Raw genomic sequence first — 1,038 nt, forward strand, 5'->3', positions numbered from 1 at the left:
TCACAATCGCCGCCAATACCACCTATGTCGCCTCCTATCACACGACCGGAGCCTATGTGGCGACCAGCAATTTCTTTACAGCTGCTGTCACCAACGGTCCGCTGACGGCACCAGCCACCGGCAACGGGGTCTACCGCTATGGGGGCTCTGCCACCGCCGGCATTTTCCCAAATGCCACTTTCGGTGCTGCCAATTATTGGGCCGATGTGGTCTTCCGTCCCTCGAATGCGAACAACACGACGCCGACGGCAGTTGCCGATACGGGGGATGCGACGGAGAAGGGCGGGGTTGCCAATGGTTCGGGTGGCGTGGTTGCCAGCGGCAACGTGCTGACCAACGACACCGATCCGGACGCCGGTGACACCAAGACCGTCACGGCAGTGGTCTTCGGTGCGACATCAGGAACGCTCGGTTCGGCGCTGAACGGCACCTATGGCAGTCTCGTTCTCAATGCATCTGGCGCCTATAGCTATGCGATCAACGAGAGCAATGCGGCCGTCCAGGGACTGCGGCAGTCGACCAATACGCTGAGCGATGTCTTCAGCTATACGATGCGCGATAGCGCCGGCGCGACGGCCACGGCAAACCTGACGGTCACCATCCACGGCGCCAACGATGCGCCGGTGCTCGCCGTCCAGACGACGACCCAGAACGCCACCACCGGCTCCGCCTTCTCCTTCGTGCTGCCGACGACGACCTTTACCGATGTCGACAGCGGCGAGACGCTGACCTACGCGGCAACCGCTGCCGATGGCACGGCACTGCCTTCCTGGCTGAGCTTCAACGCCTCGACGAGGACCTTCTCCGGCACGCCTACGACAGGCGGCACCTACGGTGTCAAGGTGACGGCAACCGATCTCGGCGGCCTTGCCGCCAACGAGACCTTCAACATCGCCGTGTCGGTTCCCGGAAACACGACGCCGACGGCAGTTGCCGATACGGGGGATGCGACGGAGAAGGGCGGGGTTGCCAATGGTTCGGGCGGCGTGGTTGCCAGCGGCAATGTGCTGACCAACGACACCGATCCGGATGCCGGTG

Annotated in this window: 1 protein-coding gene; it reads left to right on the forward strand. The window is 63.4% G+C overall.

Features of this window, described 5'->3' with window-relative positions; all coding sequences use genetic code 11:
• A partial coding sequence (locus ACIPSK_RS33010; protein ID WP_446533142.1) for a putative Ig domain-containing protein occupies positions 1-1,038 on the forward strand: 1,038 nt, incomplete at both ends.

This window comes from Rhizobium sp. LARHSG275 (assembly GCF_052871115.1).